17 protein-coding genes are annotated in these 19,924 nt (G+C 64.2%); 4 read left to right on the plus strand and 13 right to left on the minus strand.

What is annotated here, in order from left to right:
* Window positions 1–90: 90 nt before the first annotated feature.
* The 9 genes from GGR17_RS10155 to glsA all read right to left on the minus strand — a co-directional run bounded on the left by GGR17_RS10155 (window position 91) and on the right by glsA (window position 12,905).
* Complete coding sequence (locus tag GGR17_RS10155; RefSeq protein ID WP_054538879.1) at window positions 91–1,647, minus strand: ABC transporter substrate-binding protein; 1,557 nt, start codon at window positions 1,645–1,647, stop codon at window positions 91–93.
* A gap of 196 nt (window positions 1,648–1,843) precedes the next feature.
* A complete protein-coding gene (gene nadC, locus GGR17_RS10160) occupies window positions 1,844–2,698 on the minus strand; it encodes a carboxylating nicotinate-nucleotide diphosphorylase (protein ID WP_037206719.1) in 855 nt (284 codons plus the stop codon).
* A complete protein-coding gene (locus GGR17_RS10165) occupies window positions 2,695–4,272 on the minus strand; it encodes an L-aspartate oxidase (RefSeq protein ID WP_054538880.1) in 1,578 nt (525 codons plus the stop codon). The genes nadC and GGR17_RS10165 overlap by 4 nt, the downstream gene beginning before the upstream one ends.
* Window positions 4,273–4,283: 11 nt before the next feature.
* Window positions 4,284–5,333: a quinolinate synthase NadA gene (nadA, locus tag GGR17_RS10170; protein ID WP_054538881.1), complete on the minus strand. Its 1,050-nt coding sequence runs from the start codon at window positions 5,331–5,333 to the stop codon at window positions 4,284–4,286.
* A gap of 137 nt (window positions 5,334–5,470) precedes the next feature.
* The gene (locus tag GGR17_RS10175) at window positions 5,471–7,018 is read right to left on the minus strand and encodes an adenylate/guanylate cyclase domain-containing protein (protein ID WP_054538882.1); all 1,548 of its coding nucleotides are present in this window, start codon (window positions 7,016–7,018) and stop codon (window positions 5,471–5,473) included.
* An 8-nt stretch (window positions 7,019–7,026) separates the two neighbouring features.
* A complete protein-coding gene (locus GGR17_RS10180; protein WP_054538883.1) occupies window positions 7,027–7,392 on the minus strand; it encodes a response regulator in 366 nt (121 codons plus the stop codon).
* Window positions 7,393–7,418: 26 nt separating this feature from the next.
* A complete protein-coding gene (locus GGR17_RS10185; RefSeq protein WP_054538884.1) occupies window positions 7,419–10,106 on the minus strand; it encodes a hybrid sensor histidine kinase/response regulator in 2,688 nt (895 codons plus the stop codon).
* Window positions 10,103–10,855 carry a Tll0287-like domain-containing protein gene (locus GGR17_RS10190; RefSeq protein WP_054538885.1) on the minus strand — a complete coding sequence of 251 codons (753 nt, stop codon included), beginning with the start codon at window positions 10,853–10,855 and terminating at the stop codon, window positions 10,103–10,105. The genes GGR17_RS10185 and GGR17_RS10190 overlap by 4 nt, the downstream gene beginning before the upstream one ends.
* Window positions 10,856–11,021: 166 nt before the next feature.
* Complete coding sequence (gene glsA, locus GGR17_RS10195) at window positions 11,022–12,905, minus strand: glutaminase A (RefSeq protein WP_162231819.1); 1,884 nt, start codon at window positions 12,903–12,905, stop codon at window positions 11,022–11,024.
* Window positions 12,906–13,188: 283 nt separating this feature from the next.
* Between glsA and GGR17_RS10200 the strand changes: the two genes are divergently transcribed.
* Window positions 13,189–13,704 (plus strand): hypothetical protein, encoded by a 516-nt coding sequence (locus GGR17_RS10200; RefSeq protein WP_054538887.1) that lies wholly within the window; start codon window positions 13,189–13,191, stop codon window positions 13,702–13,704.
* A gap of 76 nt (window positions 13,705–13,780) precedes the next feature.
* Here GGR17_RS10200 and GGR17_RS10205 read toward each other — a convergent pair whose 3' ends face one another.
* The 3 genes from GGR17_RS10205 to GGR17_RS10215 form a co-directional block, all read right to left on the minus strand.
* Window positions 13,781–14,875, minus strand: a complete 1,095-nt coding sequence (locus GGR17_RS10205) for an extracellular catalytic domain type 1 short-chain-length polyhydroxyalkanoate depolymerase (protein WP_054538888.1) — start codon at window positions 14,873–14,875, stop codon at window positions 13,781–13,783.
* A gap of 30 nt (window positions 14,876–14,905) precedes the next feature.
* Window positions 14,906–15,322: a hypothetical protein gene (locus tag GGR17_RS10210; RefSeq protein WP_054538889.1), complete on the minus strand. Its 417-nt coding sequence runs from the start codon at window positions 15,320–15,322 to the stop codon at window positions 14,906–14,908.
* Between the two features lie 117 nt (window positions 15,323–15,439).
* Window positions 15,440–15,577, minus strand: a complete 138-nt coding sequence (locus GGR17_RS10215; protein ID WP_157445557.1) for a hypothetical protein — start codon at window positions 15,575–15,577, stop codon at window positions 15,440–15,442.
* Here GGR17_RS10215 and GGR17_RS10220 point away from each other — a divergent pair.
* Window positions 15,576–16,076, plus strand: coding sequence for a pyridoxamine 5'-phosphate oxidase family protein (locus GGR17_RS10220; protein WP_054538890.1), 501 nt, complete (start codon window positions 15,576–15,578; stop codon window positions 16,074–16,076). The two genes, GGR17_RS10215 and GGR17_RS10220, sit on opposite strands and share 2 nt — an antisense overlap.
* A 105-nt stretch (window positions 16,077–16,181) precedes the next feature.
* The gene (locus GGR17_RS10225; RefSeq protein ID WP_054538891.1) at window positions 16,182–17,183 is read left to right on the plus strand and encodes a zinc-binding metallopeptidase family protein; all 1,002 of its coding nucleotides are present in this window, start codon (window positions 16,182–16,184) and stop codon (window positions 17,181–17,183) included.
* Window positions 17,184–17,251: 68 nt separating this feature from the next.
* On the opposite strand, the gene GGR17_RS10230 is transcribed toward GGR17_RS10225, so the two are convergent.
* Window positions 17,252–19,327, minus strand: a complete 2,076-nt coding sequence (locus GGR17_RS10230) for a catalase (protein WP_054540387.1) — start codon at window positions 19,325–19,327, stop codon at window positions 17,252–17,254.
* 325 nt (window positions 19,328–19,652) lie between these two features.
* Between GGR17_RS10230 and GGR17_RS10235 the strand changes: the two genes are divergently transcribed.
* On the plus strand, window positions 19,653–19,844 hold the full coding sequence (locus GGR17_RS10235; RefSeq protein ID WP_054538892.1) for a DUF3008 family protein: 192 nt from the start codon (window positions 19,653–19,655) through the stop codon (window positions 19,842–19,844).
* Window positions 19,845–19,924: the final 80 nt, after the last annotated feature.

The following is a 19,924-nucleotide window of genomic DNA, read 5'->3' on the forward strand; positions in this document are numbered from 1 at the left end:
GCGCGGATCACGGCGCGGCGGTGCGGGCGGTGATCCGTGAAAGCAGTGTGGCAGGAGGTGTGGCGGGCCGAAGCCCGCCACGTCCTGTTCTTATTCGTCGACCACGAGATCGCCGAAATAAGGGAAGTCCAGCGCATTCACGATGCTTTCGGCGTGAACGCCCTTGCGCGCGCCCCAGGCGAGGTCTTGCCAGTGCAGGGGAATGAACGCGGCCTCTTCGTAAAGGATGCCTTCCAGCTCCTGCAGCAGCGCGGTGCGCTTGGCCACATCGGTTTCGGCATTTGCCTTGGTCATCAGCGCGTCGGCCTCGGGGTTGCAGTAGTTGCCCGAGTTATACTGCCCGTCGCCGGTCTCGGCGTTGAAGCAATGGGTCAGGAACTGATGGAAGTTCGCCGAATCCTCGGTGTCCGAATGCCAGCCGATCATCATCATGTCGGCGGCACGCGCATCGAACTCGGGCCAGTACTGCGCCTTGGGCACGGTTTTCAGATCGACCTTGATCTTGATCTTCGCCAGCATCGTGGCCACCGCCTGCGCGATCTTGTCGTCGTTCACATAGCGGTTGTTCGGCGCCATCATGGTGATCTCGAAACCATCGCCATATCCGGCCTCTTCCATCAGGGCCATGGCCTTTGCCTCGTCGAAACGGGGGGTAAGGCTGGCGTCATAGCCCAGATAGCCCTCGGGGCTGGCCTGGGCGGCCACGGTGCCAAAGCCCTTCATGATGCGGTCGACGATCCCGGCGTTGTTGACGGCGTAGTCGATCGCCAGACGCACCTTGGGATCCTTGAACGCCTCGACCCGCTCCTGGTTCATCTGGAAGGTGATGATCCGGGTGCCGGACATGGTGATCAGATTGGTGCTGTCGTCGGCGTCGATCCGGGCCAGGTCGGTCGGCGGCACCGGCGCGATGAAATCGACATCGCCCGACAGCAGCGCCGCGACGCGGGTGGGATCTTCCTTGATCGGGGTCAGGGTGATGTGATCGACATTGCCCTTGCTTTCACTGTCCCAATAGCCGGGAAAGCGCTCGAACTCCACCTTCACGCCCTGCTCGCGCTCGGTGATCACATAGGGGCCGGTGCCCGAAACATTGCGCGAGGCAAAGGAATCGCCGTGCTTGACGATGGCAGCCTTGTCGTTCCCGCCGTCATCGGCGCCCGAGTAAAAGGCCGAATCCATCGGGAAGATATAGGTCGCGGTGTGCAGGACCAGCGGATAGGGCTCGCTCGTTTTCAGGTCGACGGTGTAATCGTCGACAATCTCGATGCCGGTGAAGAGATTGAAAATACCTTTGAAATCAGGGCTTTCCTTGAGGCGATCAAAGGTCCACTTCACGTCTTTCGCGGTCATTTCATTGCCCGAGTGGAACTTCACGCCCTCGCGCAGCGAAAACCGCGTTGTGGTGGGGTCGATCTGCTCCCAGCTCGTGGCCAGGCGCCCTTCGAACTGCAGATCCTGGGTCCAGCGCACCAGCGGATCGAAGACCATATGCGAAAGTTGCAGCGTGCCGCCCGAAAGCTGTTCATGCGGGTCCAGCGAAACCGGATCCGCGTCATAGGCGACCTTGATCGAGGCGGCACCCGCCCCCATCGCCAGCGCGACAGACAGCGCGCATGCCGATGCAATCGTTCCAAATAGCTTCATGATAAGCTCCCTGCTTGTTGATTTCGGGAACGATAGACACCGGGTTTTGAAGATACCAATGCCAATACTGAATAGGTGAATACAAATAACAACTCACCCCGCGGCGCGATGCAAATGGCGGCTGAATCCAGGGCAAAGCTTGGATTTCCGCCGCCTTCGCGGGCACAATCGGGCGGTTGTAGAGTCGGGCTCTGGGCTAGAAATCCAGACCCAGATCAAGGGTTCGCGCCGAATGGGTCAGCGCGCCCGAGGAAATGTAATCCACCCCGGTCGCGGCGACCTCGGCGATGCGCGGCAGTTGCATGTTGCCCGATGCCTCTGTCACCAGCCGCCCGGCCACCAGCGCCACCGCCGCGCGCAGGGTCGGCGTATCCATATTGTCCAGCAGCACCACATCGGCCCCGCCCGTGGCCAGCACGGTTTCAAGCTGATCGAGCCGGTCCACCTCGATCTCGACCCGCACCATGTGCGACGCGACCGCCTTGGCCGCCTCGAGCACTTCGCGCACACCGCCGGCGGCGGCGATGTGGTTGTCCTTGATCAGGATCGCATCCGACAGGCCGAACCGGTGGTTGAAGCCGCCGCCATGCAGCACCGCCAGCTTTTCGGCCACTCGCAGCCCCGGGGTGGTCTTGCGGGTGCAGGTGATGCGGGTGTGCGTGCCGCTGGTTTCGGCCACAAAACCCGCGGTCAGCGTGGCGATGCCGCTCAGCCGGCCGGCAAAGTTCAGTGCCACCCGCTCGGCCGACAGGATGGATGCGGCCGGGCCTGAGATCTCCATCAGCGTATCGCCGGGGTTGCAGGCCGCGCCATCGGGCAGGCGCGTGGTGACCTTCAGCGCCGGATCGACCAGACGGAACGCCAGCGCGGCGATCCGCATGCCCGACACCACCCCCGGCTCGCGCGCGTTGATCCGCGCGTCATAGGTGGTTCCGGCCGGGATCACGGCGCGGGTGGTGATATCGCCATATTGTCCCAGATCCTCCAGCAGTGCGCCGCGCACCAGCGGCTCCAGGATCAGGTCGGGCACGGTCATATGGGCAGGGGTCATACGGTTTCCTTCATTACCTTGTCGCGCAGCGCCAGCGCCTGTTTCAGCGTCAGCCGGCTGCGATGGGCCATGTCGGGGCGGGCCTCGGGGAAATCATCCCGGAAATGGCCGCCGCGCGATTCCTCGCGCATCAGGGCGCCGGCGGCGATCAGGGTCGCGGTGGCCGTCATGTTCAGAAAGCCGGGGCAATTCGCCTGTTCCGCCTCGAGCCCGGCAATCACCCGCAGCGCGGCTTTCAGCCCCGCCGCGTTGCGCACCACGCCGACGTGATCTGTCATCTCCCGGCGCAGCCTGGCCACGGCGGCGGGATCGGGGGCAACGCCGCCCGGCTGAAACGCGATCGAGACTTCGGGGCAAGCTCTGGGCACCACATCACCCAACGTTTCGGCAATGCCGTTGGCGCAGCTCCGCGCGAACACCAGCGCCTCGAGCAGCCCGTTGGAAGCAAGGCGGTTGGCGCCGTGCAGCCCGGTGGAGCTTGCCTCGCCGCAAACCCACAGGTTGCCGAGGCTGGCGCGCCCGTCGATCGCCGTGTCGATGCCGCCCATATGGTAATGCGCCGCCGCAGCCACCGGGATCGGCTCTTTCACCGGGTCGATCCCGGCGCGGGCGCAGGCTTGGGCCACAGCCGGGAACCGGGTCAGAACCTCGGTGCCAAGCGCGCCGCGCGTATCCAGCATCGGGCGGTTGCCGGCCCGGGTCTGGGCAAAGATGGCGCGCGCCACGATATCGCGGGGCGCCAGTTCCATGTCGGGGTGCAGGCCGCGCATGAACCGCTCTCCCTGCTTGTTGATCAGGGTCGCGCCCTCGCCGCGCAATGCCTCTGTCGCAAGGGGGGCCGGATCTTCGCCGATGTCCATTGCCGTGGGGTGGAACTGCACGAATTCGGCATCCGCGATCACCGCCCCTGCCCGCGCCGCCATGCCGATCACCTGACCGCGGATGCGCGGCGGATTGGTCGTCAGCGCATAGAGCCCGCCCGAGCCTCCCCCGGCGAGCAGATAGGCCGCGCCCCGGATCAGCACCGGCAAAGAGCGGGCCTCGGACGCGGTTTGAACCCAGATCCCGGTCACCACGCCGCCGTCGGTCTCCAGCCCCGAGGCCATCACCCCTTCCATCACCTGCACCGAAGGGGCGCGGCGCACCTGTGCGATCAGGGTTTCCATGATCTGGCGCCCGGCCTGATCGCCCTGCACACGCACCACGCGCGCCATGCTGTGGGCGGCCTCGCGGCTGAGCATGTAATGGCCTTCGGCATCGCGGTCGAAGGGCGTGCCAAGATCGGTCAGGTCAAGGATATAGTCGCGCGCGTCATGGGTGACATGTTCGGCCACCTTCGCGTCAACCGTGCCGGCCCCGGCCCGCACCGTGTCTTCGGCATGTTTCAGCGGGCTGTCGGCGGTATCCATCGCCGCCGCCACCCCGCCCTGCGCCCAGGCGGAGCTTGCCCCCTCGCCCAGCGTTTCCGGAGAGATGACCAGCACCGGGCGCGGCGCCAGTTTCAGCGCGGCGTAAAGCGCCCCCATGCCCGCGCCGACAATAACGATGCGATCCGTCGTGACGGGCTGTGCCATGGCCGTGCCCGTTACCGGGCCAGCGAACGGCTGAGATCGATCATCCGCTCGACCGCGAGCCGGGCCTTATCGGCCACCTCCGGCGCAACGACCACCTCTTCGGTCATCGTGTGCAGCGCGTAGAGCACCTTTTCCAGCGTGATCTTCTTCATGTAGGGGCAGATGTTGCAGGGTTTGGCGAATTCCACCTCGGGCAGGCTGTCGGCGATGTTCGAGGCCATCGAACATTCGGTGACCAGCATCGCCTTGGCCGGCTTGTGATCGCGCACCCACTGGATCATGCCGCTGGTCGAGCCGGTGAAATCGGCCTCGGCCACCACATCGGGGGTGCATTCGGGATGGGCGATGATCTTGATGTCGGGGTCATGCTCGCGGTAGGCGCGCAGATCCTCGGCCGTGTAAAGCTCATGCACGATGCACGAGCCTTCCCAGAAGACGATCTTCTTTTTCGACTGGTTGGCCACGTTCTGCGCCAGATACTGATCGGGCGTCATGATTACCGTGTCGCTTTCCATCGCATCGACGATCTGCACCGCATTGGCCGAGGTACAGCAGATATCCGATGCCGCCTTCACCTCGGCGGTGGTGTTGACATAGGAAACCACCGGCGCGCCGGGATATTTGGCGCGCATCTGGGCCACGCCCTCGGCGGTGATGGATTCTGCCAGCGAGCAGCCGGCGGCGCTGTCGGGGATGAGAACCGTCTTGGCCGGGTTCAGGATTTTCGAGGTTTCGGCCATGAAATGCACGCCGCATTGCACGATCACCTCTTCCTCGACCTCGGTCGCCTTGATGGCAAGCTGCAAGCTGTCGCCGACGAAATCCGCGATGCCGTGATAAATCTCGGGCGTCATGTAGTTATGCGCCAGGATCACCGCGTCGCGTTCTTTCTTCAACTTGTTGATTTCAATTACATATGGCGCGAATATCGCCCAATCGGCGGGCGTGACCACTCGGTCCATCCGGTCATAGATGTCATACGTGGCCTCGGCCTTTTCGACCGACGGTTCCAGATCGTAATGCTCCGCCAGGGCGGATCGCATATTTGAAAGATCGAGCAACGGAAGTTCCCCCCTACGAAGCTTGTTCCGGCGTTATCTATACATCTTCAACGGTTTATTCCAGTCGAATGCACATCCGGGCGTCCGGATAAGCGCGCCGGCCCTGCCGGCCCTGCCGTTACGGCACCCGGCCCGGCTCAGTCGATCAGGTAGGTGGTGATCAGGCCGATGCCCTTGACTTCGTGATCGCGCGCATGCGCGGGGCCGGCGTCCTCTCCCAGCGCCCGAAGCGTCTGGCCCGAAATCTGTATCCGCCCGGCCATGCCCGTGGTTTCCAGCCGGCTGGCCAGGTTAACGGTTTCGCCCCAGACATCGTAGACAAAGCGCTTGCGGCCAATCAGCCCGGCCACCACGGGCCCCGAATGCACGCCCACGCGCACCTTCAGGTCGGGGTCCAGCCCCAGCCCTCTGGCCATGGACCGGATCAGATCACGCGAAAAGGCGATGGCGGCGCGGGCGTGATCGGGGCGCGGATCGGGCACGCCGGCGGCGGCCATATAGGCATCGCCGATCGTCTTGATCTTGTCGATTCCGTGCTTTTCGGCCAGATCGTCGAATTCCGAGAACAGCACCGCGAGCTGCTGCAACAGCATCGAGGGATCGGTCCGCGCCACCAGCGGGGTGAAATCGACGATATCGGCAAAGATGATGCTGACATCGTCGAACCGGTCGGCGATCTGGGCCTCGCCGTCGTTCAGCCGCCGGATCACCGGCGCCGGCAGCACCGCGTGAAGCAGCGCATCCGCGCGATCCTTTTCATGCTGGATCCGGGCGGTGAATTCCTTTTCCCGCTCGCGCAGGCGGAACCGTTCGAGGCAGGCCTCCACCCGGGCATGCAACAGCACCGGGTCGACCGGTTTCGGCAGATAATCCTCGGCCCCCGCCGCGATACATTTCACGATCGCGGCTGTTTCGTTCAGGCCTGAAATCATCACCACGGGCATATCGCGCCAGGTCGCGTCGCCCTTGAGCAGCCCGAGCAGCTCGATCCCGTTCATGTCGGGCATCAGAATATCCACGAGCGCCAGATCGAAACGTTCCTCGGCCAGGGTTTCGAACGCATCGCGTGCCGAACCGGCGGTGCGCACCACATGGCCCTTGCGCCGAAGCTGACGGGCCAGAATCTCTCTGTTCGCCGGTTCATCATCGACGATCAGGATGCGGCCGGTTTCCCGTGCCTCCGAGGATGCCGACTTGCGCAGGGTGCGTTCCAGATCCTCGGCCAGCCGCGTGTCGCTGTCTTCGCCGATCTCCGCCCCCGGATCGGCGCGGGACATATCGACCAGCGTTTCGATCTGCGCCAGCAGGCGGCGCGCCTCGGACAAAACGGTGTTGATGTCGGCGCAGGCGGTATCGCCCAGATCGACGGCGAAATCTTCCAGCACCATCTCGGAATAACCGAGGATCGCGTTGATCGGGGTGCGCAGATCGTGGCGCAGGCGGGCCTCCGTCTCTTCGCCGCCGCCCAGATCGACCTCGCCGCGCAGGATGGCGTGCACAAGCTGCTGAAGCGCGCGGGCCGCGCCCAGAACCTTTTCCAGATCCTCCCGCGCCTCTGCCGGGCCGCTCTGGCGCAGCTCTTCTAGGATCAGCGTCTGATACCCCAGGATCGCCTCGGCCGGGCCGGCGATCTTCTGCGCGACCCGTGTCGCCAGCGCCAGTGTGCCGATCCGCCCGGTGCTCATCACCTGCCCTACCGTTTCAGAAGGATGCTGATCTTTTCCAGCAACCCCGGCAGCTCGATCGGCTTGGTGTAATAATCGTCACACCCGGCCTGAAGCGCCTTTTCCCGGTCGCTGGCCATGGCATGGGCCGTCAGAGCGATCACCGGAATCCGCGCCGTGGCGGCGTTGGACTTGAGCCGGCGCGTCGCCTCCCACCCGTCGATGACGGGCAGGCTCATGTCCATCAGGATGAGATCGGGCAGGATACTGGCCGCAGCCTCGACACCCGCCTGCCCGTCCCGTGCCGCTTCGATGTCAAAGCCCTTGCGCTTGAGCCGGCGCGACAGCATGTCCAGGTTCATGTCGTTGTCTTCAACGATCAGGATTGTCGTCATGGTCTCGTGTCCTCCCAGGCCCGTCTCTATGCGGCCATATGCCTTTTCAGGGCTGCCACCAGTTCGGACCGGCCGTTCTGGCCCTTCTTTATCACATCGCCCGCATGGGATTTAAGCCATGCAAGCTCCTCTCCCGAAAGATCCTTGGACGTCACCACGATCACCGGCAGATCGCGGAGCGCGGCATTCGCCTTCAGCGCGCGCAACACCTCGAACCCGTCGAGGTTGGGCATCAGCAGATCCAGAACGATCAGCGTCGGGCGCCGCGTTTCAAGCTGCGACAGCGCGCGCTGCCCGTCCGAGGCTTCGCGCACCTGCCAGCCTTCGCGCACCAGAATGCGGCGAAAGAGGGTCCGGGTCGCGGCATCGTCGTCCACGATCAGAACCTCGCGGTCACGGTCGCCCGCGACGGCGTTCAGCGTGCTGATCAGGCGCTTGGGATCGACCGGCTTGGTCAGGTGATCGACCGCACCGAAGGCCAGCCCCATCTCGCGGTCGGTCACGACGGTGGACAGGATCACGGGCGTCTCGCACAGGTCGGGGTCGGATTTCAGCTCTTTGAGTACCGACCAGCCATCGCGTTCGGGCATGATCACGTCGAGGATGATGGCATCCGGGCGGTGCCTGCGCGCCAGTGACAATCCATCCTCGGCATTGCTGGCGGTGAACACGTCATAGCCTTCGTCGCGCACCAGCCGCGCAACGGCGGAACGGGCGCTGGCCTCGTCGTCGATCACCAGAACGCGCCCGGCATGCGCGGCCTCCTGCGCCCCCGCCCCGGCCTGGGGCTGCGCTGAAAACGACACCGGAATCGCGAAGGAAAAGGCAGAGCCCGCGCCCTCCTGGCTTTCGACGGTGATATGCCCGCCCATCATACGGGTGAACTGCTGCGCGATGGCCAGGCCCAGGCCGGTGCCGCCATAGTTGCGCGTGGTAGAGGAATCGGCCTGCACAAAGGCCTGAAAGAGCTTGGATTTCTGCACGTCATTCATCCCGATCCCGTCATCGGCGACGATGAACTCGAACATCTCCTGCCCGCCCCGGCGCACCCGTTTCACCGAAAGCGTGATGGTGCCGCCGCTGGTGAATTTCGCGGCGTTGGACAGAAGGTTGAACAGGTTCTGGCGCAGCTTTGTCTTGTCGGTCGCGATCTCGTCGGGGTCGATCTGGGCGTCCACGATCAGCCGGTTGCCGTTCTTGGCGATCAGCGGCGCGACGGTGGCCTCGACTTCGGCCAGCAACGGGCGCAGCGCGAAGGTTTCGACGTAAAGCTCCATCTTGCCGGCTTCGATCTTCGACAGGTCCAGCACGTCGTTGATCAGCGAAAGAAGATGCCGCCCCGAAGCCATGATCTTTTCCAGATCGTCCACCGGCTCTTCCTGCCCGATGTCCCTGGCATCCTCGATCAGCATTTCGCTGTAGCCGATGATGGCGTTCAGCGGCGTGCGCAGCTCGTGGCTCATCGACGCAAGGAACCGGCTTTTCGCCTCATTCGCGGCCTCGGCGCCGGCGCGCGCCTCTTCCAGCTCTTCCTGCTTGTCCTTCAGATCGGTGATGTCGCTGTAAACCGCCACCGTACCGCCATCCGGGGTCTTGCGTTTGGTCACCTGCACCCAGGCGCCCCCGATCCGCAGCACCTGGCGCAGCTCGTCGGGGTGGCGGTGAAACCGCAGCCGCGCGGCCACCCAGTCTTCACCCGGCAGCCCGCCGGTATCGACCGTGCCCCGTTCGACCTGGGCGCGCAGGATCTGTTCGAACGCCGTGCCGGGCTCGAGAATGTCGTCGACGCCGGTGAAAATCTTGCGGAACCGGGCGTTCATCAACAGCACCCGGTCCTCGGCGTCGAACAGGGCGAACCCGTCGGGGATGGTTTCGATCGCCGTCATGATCGTGTTGCGCTGCGCCTCGGCGGCTTCCTCCAGCCTGCGGCGCATTTCCTGACTGTCGCGCAGGGTGCGCAGCGTTTGCGAGATGCGGCCGAACTCATCCTTGCCCTCGGGCGGCAAAGCCACATCGGTTTCGCCCTCGTTCAGCGCCGCAATGGCCCGGTTCACCTTGTCGAGCGGGGTCAGGATCGAACGCAGCACCAGCCAGGTCAGCGCCGCGCCCGCGATCAGGATCACGACACAGGCGATCAGCGCGCGCATCACCGAACGCTGCGAAGCCAGCGTCGCCGATCTGTTGGCCTGATCGGCCTCGTCGGCCAGTTGGGCCACGAGCTGGCCCAGCGTCTGATCCACCGCGTCGCTGCCAAGCCGCGCCTCGGCCAGCAGCGTGTTGCCGATGATCCTGTTGCCATCGGTATAGGCATCCGCCGCATCCAGCGCCCGCGCGTAATAGGCGGCGGTGCCGGCCCGGATTTTCCCGGCGGCATCGGGGGCGAACTCCTCCAGCCGGGTCAGATCGGCCTCAAGCTCGGTACGGGCGGCATTCGCGCGCCGCTCTGACAGCGTCAGCAGGCTGACGGACAGATCCGTCATCCAATAGCGCATCTCGCCGAAATGCCGGTCGGCGCTGGCGGCGATCTGCAGGCGGTGAAACCGGGTGTTGGCATCCTGAATGCGGCGCAGGTTGTTCATCAGGTCAAAGGCCATGAACACCGTGCTGATCACCAGCGCCCCCAGAAGCACAGCCGAAAGCGAGCCGATGCGCAGCGGTATCTTGTTTTCCGCCAGCCAGCGCAGGCGCGAGGGGGCCGGGCCGGGCGTGCTCATCTGAAGAAGGTTATGCTGATCGCCCCTGCGAGATCGCCTTCGGCGCCGCCCTCTTTCGGAAATCCGGTGACATCCATTTCCCCGGCGGGGGTGCCGTGGCAGCTCAGGCAGGAGGTGGAGTAATATTCGGGAATCAGCATCCGGAACGCGCTTTGGCCGTCAAGCTGCACCTCTTCATAGAATGGCGCGCCCTTTTCCCAGCCGGCGCTGCGGAACCTGCCCTCGATCACGCCGTCTTCCCATGCGTCGGGGCGGGCCTTGCGGTTGCGCACCAGGTTGCCGGGCGCGGTTACCTTCACCCGGGCCTGCGCCTGCATCTTCTCGGCGAAACGCTCGTTGACCAGACGCGCGAAAATCGCCGGGATAAAGCCTTTGAACCCCACGCCCTCGGCGTTGAAAATGGTCTGGCTTTCGTCGATCACCTCGGCCATCGACGAAAGCTGCGCCTCCGTCAGCCGGCGCTGAACCTCGGACAGATCGTCGGTGACGGGCGGCGCACCGTTTTGCGCGGTATAGGCCGCGATCACCTGTGCCACGAACACGCTGCCTGTCAGACCCTTGTCGCCGATGGCGGGATCGTTGATCAGATCCTGATTGCTCGACAGTACGTTGCGCCCCGTCCGCAGGACGGCTGCAAGCCGGTTGCCATTGGCAAGCTCCGCCCCGGCCTGATCCGAGGTGCCGGCCGCCAGCGGCGCCGCGCAAAACAGGGAAACGAGCAATGCCGCGAAAGGTAATCTGTGTCGCATGTCAATCTCTGGTGTCTGGCAAAAGAAGCCATCGGAAACGATAATTTGAATCGGTCTTGGGTCGGCGGGGCCGTCGCCGCCGATACATTATGTCGCGCCACAGCATGGCAAGAAGCCGACGTTGGGTAAAGGTAAAACCGCACTCATGCCGATCGCGCGGCGCGCCTCATTCGAGGGTGCGGATTTCATCGTTGGCAGAGCGCAGCCTGTCGGAAATGCTGCGCACGATATTGCCCAGGATCACCGTCATCACGTTCGGATAGCCCGCCGAGATCTCCCGCACCCGCGCGACCGAGAACCCGTAGCACAGCACCGGCACATCCGCCGTCACGTCGGCCGACCGTTTCTCGCCGTCCAGCAGCGCCATCTCGCCAAAGGAATAGCCCGGCCCGACAGAGCCGATGCGCTTCGACCGCCCATCCTCGACCGTCACCGAAATGCTGACAGACCCGCGCGCGACGATGAAGAACAGATGCGCGTCGTCGCCTTCGTTGATGATCCGCTCGCCCGCGTCGAACCGAAAGGTGCCGACCGCGCTTTCCAGCAGCTTCAGCTCCTGCGTGCCCAGCCCCTCGAACAGATCGAGCGAGCCCAGCGAGAGCTTTTCCTCTTCGCGCGAAACCCCGGCCTCGGCCAGCAGCGCTTCCTCGTATGCCTCCAGCGCCCGGTCGGTATCAGGCACGATCTCGACCCCGGTCTCGGCGCGCTCTCGGTCGACGGCGGCGTGAAGATCGGACAGCGCGTCGAAGGACCCCAGCTCGGTAAAGACCAGCCGGCATCTGGTGGGCTCCAGCGTGCGCGCCATCTGACAGATCAGCTGAATGGCGGCCTTGTCGACGAAACCGGCACGCTTGAAATCCACGACGATGACATCGGCCTCTTTCGAGCGTTCCGCCATCCGCCGGATCAGCTTTTCGGTCGACCCGAAAAACAGCGCGCCCTGTACCTCGAACACCACCAACCGGTGCCCCTGCGCGCGCAGAACCGCGCTCTCCCTTGCCGGGCGGATACGCTTGGAGTGAACATTGCCGGCGGTATATTCGCGCCGGATGACCGAGCGGATATCGGTGCGGTCGTGATAGGCGTGAAGGCTGAAATCCTGCGCGAACTTCTGACAGACCGCGACCCCCCGGATACTGTTGCCGACAGAATCCAGCGGCGGCGAATAGACGGCGATGCCAAGCTGGCCGGGGATCACGGCGATCACACCGCCCGCGACCCCGCTCTTGGCCGGAAGGCCCACGTCGAACGCCCACTGCCCGGCATAGTCATACATGCCGCAGGTGCTCATGACCGACAGCACATCGCGCACATGATCGGGCGAAAGCACGCGCTGCCCCGAAAGCGGGTTCACCCCGTGCGCGGCCAGCGTCGCCGCCATCACCGCCATGTCCCGGCACGTCACCCGGATCGAGCATTGCCGGAAATAGGTCTCCAGCACCTCTTCGGGCGGCAGGCTCAGCATGCCGGTGTTCAGCATCATATAGGCGATTGCCCGGTTGCGGTGCCCCGTCGCATGTTCCGAGCGGTAGACCTGTTCATCGATCTCCAGCGGGCGCCCGGCGAACTGGCCGAAGAAGTCCAGCATGTTTTCCGTGCGTTCGCTGGTGTTGTCGCCTTTCATCAGCTCGGCCACGGCGATGGCACCGGCATTGACCATCGGATTGAAGGGCCGGTTGTTCACATCATCCAGAGTGATGGAATTGAACGGATCGCCCGTCGGTTCCACGCCGACCTGCCGGGCGACACGCTCCTGCCCGTGCTCGCGCAGCGCATAGCCGTGCATGAAGGGCTTGGACATCGACTGTATGGTAAACGGGCACCCGGCATCGCCGACCGAATAAAGCTGGCCATCGACGGTTGCGATGCAGATCCCGAATTTTTTCGGGTCCGCCAGCCCCAGCTCTGGGATATAGCTCGCAACCTCGCCCGCCATGACATCGCTCAGCGACATGTGAAGCGACTTCAGATAGGTCTCGATCGGTGTTGCCACATGCGGCGAGCGCGGCGGCACATCCGGCGCCGGGGCAACCGCGGGCGAACGGGGCATGTAATTCTGCCTTTCCTGAAACAAGCGCCCGAAGGCGCCACACATGTCGAAAATTTCGGGGAATGTGCTACAAGCCTTCTGCGCGACGCAAGTTTATTCCCGCCCACGCCTCCCCGTTCGCATGTTGGTGCACGGCAAACGGGCAAACTGATAACAATCCTTCGCCCGGTCGTGCAGGCCCGGCATCCAATTCGCCCGTCGGCCTCTCTTTACGCAAAGCGGATCAGACGGTAATTCATGCTGGTAGCATTTGCAGCGAGAAGACATTTGAAAGGCCCCGCATTTGAATAAATCCGTTCTCAATGATGCCGAGGAAAACGGGCGCGGTGATCTCTATCTGCAGATGCACGGCCTGTCGTCTTTCACGATCTATCTGTCGGGCCGTCTGGATGCCGCCGACCGCAGGGCCAGTCTGGTGATCGGCGGGGCCGCGGCCGTGCTGGGCATCATCGCCGCCGATCTTTTCACGATGAACGGCACCGCTACGGTGCTGGAGCGGTTCCAGTGGCTGGTGCAGAAACCATCGATCCTGTCGGCGACGGTTTCGGCGATCATGGCCTTCCGCACCGTCTGGCCGCGCAAGATGGTGTCGGACGACTGGATTTCGCAGATCTTCCTGAGCACCGAAAAACCCGCCGAAATCCTGGCCCGGGTCGGCCGGTCGGACCGGGTGTTCATGCGGGAGATGATGGCCGGGCAACAGCAGATCGCGGGGCTGATCCGCCAGAAAAACCGCTATACCGTCTATGCGATCCCGTTCCTGATGTTCAGCGTCATCCTGTTCGGCCTGGGTATGTAGCCTGGCGCCGGGGTGCGCGGCCACGAAGCGCGCCTGTCGCTTCGTGGCAGTTGATCCCGAGCCCCGGTTTGCCGCCTCAGCCCCGCCTGCCGGAGGGCTCAAAGAAGAAGCGGATCATCTCGGCGCTGGCATCGGGGCCTTTTTCATCGGTGTAGGAGCCACCCGGCCGCCCGCCCGACCACGCATGCCCCAATCCTTCCACCACCCAATGCTCCAGCTCTGCCGCCCCGCCAGCCGGCGCGCTGACTTTGCAGCGAAAGCGGCGGCCCGATATGTGGCCCTGCTCTTCGATCTCGACGGATTGCCGCGCCCCGCGATCCATCGCGTCGCGTGCGATGCGTTCGCCGTTCGAGGGATGCACCGTGGCATCGCCCGTGCCGTGAAACACGATGGTGCGGACGGCCGGCGTGTTGGACGCGGCGCCGGTGGATTGCTCCGCATTGCCCGCCATGGCGGCAAAGGCGGATGGCACATCCCGTGCCGCGCCAAACGGCAGCCCCGAATGGGCGCCCACGGCCGAAAAGACATCAGGGTAGGTTTCGCCAAGTATCACCGCCATCGCGGCCCCGGCAGACAGGCCGGCGACGAAGGTCTGCTCCTTCGACACGCCATGTTCGGCCATTGCCTCGCGCGCCATGCCGGCCAATATCGCAGGCTCGCCCCTGTCGCGGCGTTGATCACCGCGGCTGAACCAGTTCCAGCATGATTGCGCGTTGTCACCGCGCGATTGATGCGGGTAGATCACGACGAAACGATGCTCTTCCGCCAGGGTGTTCATGCCGGTTCCGGTGGCGAAATCCTCGGGGTTCTGCGTGCATCCGTGCAGCATGACGACAATGCCCGTGACGCCGTCACCTGCGGTGGAGGGGATGTAGGTGCGGTAGGCGCGGCTGCCGGCGGCACAGGAAAACTGCGCATGCCGGAACTCTGCCCCGTCAGGGATCGGAACGTCTTGCGCGGGGGGAGTGCCGAACGGCGATTTCAAACCGCCCAACAGGTTTTCCATCGAGGGCATGACCTGTTGCAGGCCCCTTGCCTGCCCGCCGTCCGGGCCGGGCATCAACCCGTGCCGGGCGAGTGTGCGTTGCACAAGGTCTTTGGCGGCCGCGATGCGCGCAGCGCGCGCGCCATCCGTCGCCGGGCGCGGGGCGCCGGCTTTGAAGTTGATCATTTTGTTCGTCCTTATCGTGTGTTGCGCGTCTTACCGAATGCGATCGGCAAGCGCCTTTTTGATGTCCGGGCTGGCCTGCAGGGCCCCCAGAACGGTGATCGAGCCAATGGTACGAAGGGCCAGGTCGGGCGTGACATCGGCACCGATGCGGGCAAGCCCGACGACCTTGATGTGCAAAATCTCGCCCGCGTCGCGCACGGCCTCAAGATCGGCCCTGCCATAGTCACGCAGGCCCAGTTCCAGGGTGTGCCGCTCGATCGACCTGGTGACGGCTTCGCCGTGGGTGTCGAGCTGATTGCGGATCGCCGTCCGGATGAAATCGCTGCGGTTGGAGTAAAACCCCTCCTGCACCAGAAGATCGATCCGTCCCAGATCGACGTAGCCGAGGTTGATCGTGATTTTTTCACTGTCCGGCGTCTTGTCGCGGATCTGCCTTACGTTGCTCATGGTCTTATCTCCATCTGTATGGATGGTATATGGATGTCGTTGCGCTGGATGCAAGTGCAGAACGCCGTATTTTCGTCCACGGCATCCAGACAGCCCACGGAAGATGTAAATCGCACGCTACGCCCGTTCGGTCACGATCCGCCCGCCATTGCGGCGCGGGCGGTATCCCGCCGTATCGACCTGTTCGTGGAACGCCTGCGGGGGCGGGATCGTTGAGCCTGCAAGATCACCTGCTTGCAGAAAGGATTTGGCCATGAACGCCTATAAAGCCGTTGAGAAAGACCCCCGCGCCGCCCTGATCAAGGAAATGAAGAACCTGCGCGCCGGGATGCTGGGCGTAGAAGGGTCGGCACAGCATATGCAGCCGATGACCCATTTTCCCGATTGGGACCGCAACCGGATCTGGTTCATCACCTCGAAGGATACCGATCTGGTGCGCAGCCTCGCGCCCGACAGCCACGCGCATTTTTGCGTGATGAGCACTGGCCAGGACTTTCAGGCCTGCCTGCGCGGAACGTTGACGGAAACCTGTGACAAGGCCAAGCTGGACGAGATCTGGTCGCCGGTGGCCGCCGCGTGGTTCCATGGCGGCAAGGAGGATCCGAACCTCACCATGCTGCGTCTTGAACTCACCGACGCCGCGATCTGGGGCAGCAGCGACAGCACGCTGAAATTCGGCTTCGAGATCGCGAAGGCGAATATGAAGGAAGACGAGCTGCCCGACATCGGGACCCACATGATCCTGACGTTCTGAGGGCCCGCGCGCCCGACCTGTGCTAGACCGGCCCTGTTCCGCGGGGCCGGTTTTCTCGATCAGCGGGGGGCATTCCGTTCCCTGCTCCATTTACAAGGGGCCATCATGCGCCGCTATCACTGCCCGTCCTGCCAGCAGGGACTCTATTTCGACAACACCGCCTGCCTGTCCTGCGGTGCCGAGCTGGGGTTTGATCCCGCTGCGGGCTTCCTCCTGCTCGACGACGACACCGCGCGCGCTTGTGCCAACCGCGCCATCATCGGATGCAACTGGGTGGCGGCGGGCCCGGACGGGCGCTGCCTGTCCTGCGCGCATACCGCGATCCTGCCGAACCTGTCGGTCGGTGGCAACGCCGAAAAATGGGCGCGGCTGGAGCAGGCCAAACGCGCCGTGATCCTGATGCTCGACAGGCTTGGCCTGCCGCTTGTCGATGCGGCCGGCGCCCCTGCCCCGGTGTTCGAGTTCAAGGCAGACCCGCCCGGCCCCAACGCGCCACGGGTTCTGACCGGCCATGAAAACGGCACCATCACGCTGAACATCGCCGAGGCCGACGATGCCGAACGCGCGCGCATCCGCGAAGAGATGCACGAACCCTATCGCACGCTGCCCGGTCATTTCCGCCACGAGGTCGCGCATCACTACTGGGATGTGCTCACCGGCGCCGATCCGCGCCTGCTCGACACGCTTCGGGCGGTGTTCGGCGATGACCGTCAGGATTACGGCGCCTCCCTCGCCGCCCATTACGCCGAAGGCCCCCCCGCCGACTGGGCCGAGCGCTATATCTCCGCCTATGCCAGTTCGCATCCGTGGGAGGATTTCGCTGAAACCTGGGCGCATGTGCTGCATGTTCTCGAGGGGCTGGAAACCGCACAGGCGTTTGGCCTGATCGCCGGCTCCGGGTTGCCGGAGGGCGGGTTGCGCGCCATGGCAGCGGTGCCGATGGAACAGCTCGCCCGCGCCTGGATCGATCTGTCGATCGCTCTGAACGCGGTCAATCAGGCGATGGGGCATGACACGTTCTACCCCTTTGTCCTGTCCCCCGCGATCATCGAGAAGATGGAGACGGTCCGCAGGCTGATCATTGAAGGCGGCCAGAAAGCCCCATGAGAACGAACCATTTGACATGAAAAGGGCGCGTCCTCGCGGGCGCGCCCTTTGTGTTTCTCGGCGGCTTTTTACGGCGCGGGGTTCACCATGGCCTCGCGCGCCCAGAGCCGTTCATGGGCGTGCTCGACCACGGCCGTGAGCGCGGTGCCGGCATCAAAGACGAACTCGTCCGGCTTGATGTCGACGGCCTCGAGCAGCTTGGTCGCGGCCTCGGTCACCACCATCGCCTTGAGATGCGCGAAGGCATCGGCCACGAAATCTTTCGCGGGCGCGAGGGTCGCAAGGTGATCGGCGGCGTCGGGTGCGGCCAGCACGGCCACCGCATCGAACAGCACCGAAGGTGAGCCGGCCAGTTGCCCGTCCGCCGCAAGCTTTTCGCCCGATCGGAGCGTCACGCCGCCGCGCGCTTCGGCGATGATCTTGACCGTCACGCCCGCCTTCTCGGCCGCCGCCATGATCTCGTCCACCTGCGCGTCCTCCGTGCCATCGGTGACCAGCACACCGATCATGCGGCCCTTGGGCGCCGTCGTCGCGGTCTTGTGGATCGAGAGCGCGTCCGAAACCGGCATGTCCACCGGCTCCCTGGCGGGTTCGGCGGCTTCCGGCAGGTCGATGTTCAGCCCCTTGGCGATGCGCGCGGCCATGTCTTCGTCGATGTTGCGCAGCTGCGCCAGCACCTGTTCGCGCACATGCTCCAGATCGACCTTCGACAGCTCGAAGGTGATGGCCGCGACGATGTGATCCTGCTCCGGTTTGGTCTGGCTCAGGTAGAACTGGCGCGCCTGGCTGTAATGGTCGGCAAAGCTTTCAGAGCGCACCCGCAGCTTCGGCCCGGCCTCGGCCTCCGGATGGGTGGTGAACGTGTGCTCCGCCGGGCGGGGGCCGGTTTCCTCTTCCGCCTTGTAAAGGCTGTTCGGCTCGTAATTCGCGCGCCCCTTGTGAACATGCGTCTGCATCATCCCGTCGCGCTGGAAATTATGCATCGGGCATTTCGGCGCGTTGACCGGGATCTGGTGGAAATTCGTCGTCCCCAGCCGCGATTTCTGAGTGTCGAGATAAGAGAACAGCCGCCCCTGCAGCAGCGGATCTTCGGAAAAATCGATCCCCGGAATGACGTTCGTCGGCAGGAACGCGACCTGCTCGGTCTCGGCAAAGAAATTGTCCGGGTAACGGTCGAGCACCATGCGCCCGACGATGCGCAGCGGGATGTCTTCCTCTGGGATCAGCTTGGTCGCGTCGAGCACGTCATAGGGCTGTTGCGCCGCCCAGTCTTCGTCAAAGACCTGAACGCCCAGCTCCCATTCGGGGAAGTCGCCCGACTGGATCGCCTCGAACATGTCGCGGCGCTGATAATCGGGATCGGCGCCGGAAATCTTGACCGCCTCGTCCCATGTCGTCGATTGCGCGCGCAGGGTGCTGCGCCAGTGGAACTTGACGAATTTCGCCGCGCCATCGGCATTGATGAAGCGGAAGGTATGAACACCGAACCCGTCCATCATCCGGAAGGAACGCGGGATCGCCCGGTCGGACATGACCCACATCACCATGTTCATCGATTCAGGTGTCAGCGAGATGAAATCCCAGAACGTGTCATGGGCGGACGCGGCCTGCGGAAAGCCACGGTCGGCCTCGGGTTTCACCGAATGGATCAGGTCGGGGAATTTCATCGCGTCCTGGATGAAGAACACCGGGATGTTGTTGCCGACGAGGTCCCAATTGCCCTCTTCGGTGTAGAATTTCACCGCGAACCCGCGCACGTCGCGCGGCGTATCCTTTGACCCTTTCGAGCCGGCCACGGTCGAGAACCGGGCAAAGACCGGCACCTTGGTGCCCTTTTCCCGGAACGGCTGGGCCATGGTCAGTTCGGGAATCGGATCAGTGCATTCGAAATACCCGTGCACGCCTGTGCCGCGGGCATGAACGATGCGCTCGGGGATGCGTTCATGGTCGAAGTGGAAAATCTTTTCGCGCAGCACGAAATCCTCAAGCAGCGTCGGGCCGCGCTTGCCGGATTTCAGGCTGTTCTGGTTGTCGGGGATCGGCATGCCGTGATTGGTGGTCAGCGTCTCGCCGCCGCGTTGCTGCGGCTCTCCTCCGGCGCCTTGGGTCATGGTGATTTCGGGGCTGGTCTTTTTCGGCGACATGGCGTCCTCCTGGTTGTGAACGAGCGGCGAAATGGCGCTCAGGGTCACAGGGGCAACGGGGGATGGCGCGCGCGGGTTCCCTGCCGCCGTGAAAACGGTCCGGCGGTCGGCAGGGTCCTGCCGGTATGGCCCCGATCAGGGAAAGGCGCACCCGCCGGCAAAGCGGCGCGAGAGTTTCGCCCGTGCTGGGGCGGGACGCGCCCGAGCCTGATGTCCGAATGCCGGGGGCCGCTTGGCGATCGGTGCCCCAAACGCGGCGGCCTTCCCGAGCGGAACGATCGGAGCGCCGAAAGGTTGCGTCTTTGGACATGCAAAGGAGGTCACCATGCCCGCAAGATCGAAAGCACAGCAAAAGGCCGCCGGGGCGGCCCTTTCCGCCAAACGCGGTGAAACGTCCGTCTCTTCGTTGAAGGGCGCGTCGAAGGACATGTATGACTCGATGACGCAGAAGGAGCTCGAGGAACTGGCATCGACACCGCGCAAGGGGCTGCCCGACACCGCAGACGGCGACGACTGACAGGCGCTTCACGGTTGTCCCGCCCTGCCCCCAACTCGCCCTTCCGCGCCGCCTGCAACCGCCCTCGCGCAAGGTGAGAC

Origin of the sequence: Actibacterium naphthalenivorans (assembly GCF_014196965.1) — a bacterium.
Taxonomy (GTDB): domain Bacteria; phylum Pseudomonadota; class Alphaproteobacteria; order Rhodobacterales; family Rhodobacteraceae; genus Actibacterium_A; species Actibacterium_A naphthalenivorans.